Origin of the sequence: Pseudoalteromonas sp. MMG013, from assembly GCF_018100885.1 — a bacterium.
GTDB lineage: Bacteria > Pseudomonadota > Gammaproteobacteria > Enterobacterales > Alteromonadaceae > Pseudoalteromonas > Pseudoalteromonas aurantia.
In genome coordinates this window covers 1-445 of the sequence record NZ_JAGJEE010000126.1, presented here as the reverse complement: position 1 = coordinate 445, position 445 = coordinate 1, and the positions used below count along the sequence as shown (strand labels likewise).

1 pseudogene is annotated in these 445 nt (G+C 42.7%); it reads left to right on the top strand.

Annotated features, from left to right (window positions below):
* Positions 1-445 (top strand): annotated as a pseudogene (locus J8L98_RS24645) (transposase); the annotation flags it as partial.

Sequence of the window (445 nt, the reverse complement as noted above, 5' to 3'; positions counted from 1 at the left end):
GGATAAAATCACACAGTTTCTTGCCACACATCAAGAAAAAACAGGGAGCAAAGGCAAGCCAGTAAAAAGCAACATCACCGACCCAGACAGTGCAAAAATGACGACCTCAAAAGGCACCATTCAAGGCTATAACGGTATCGCGATTAATGATGATAAACACCAAATTATATTGCAAGCACAAGCATGGGGGTCAGTAGGAGAGCAACAAACCTTACAACCTGCGGTGGCACAATTAAAACAACAATTGGCTCAGGTTAGTCAGAATCCTCAGTTAACTAAACAACGTACTAAGTTCACCGCAGACAGCGGTTTTAACAGCGAAGCGAACCTTGAATTCATGGCAGAAAGTGGCTTTGATACTTACATAGCCGATAACCAGTTTAGAAAGCGAAACCCGCTGTTTAAAGAGAGTGAAACGTATGAAACAGAACAAGAGAAACGGCGA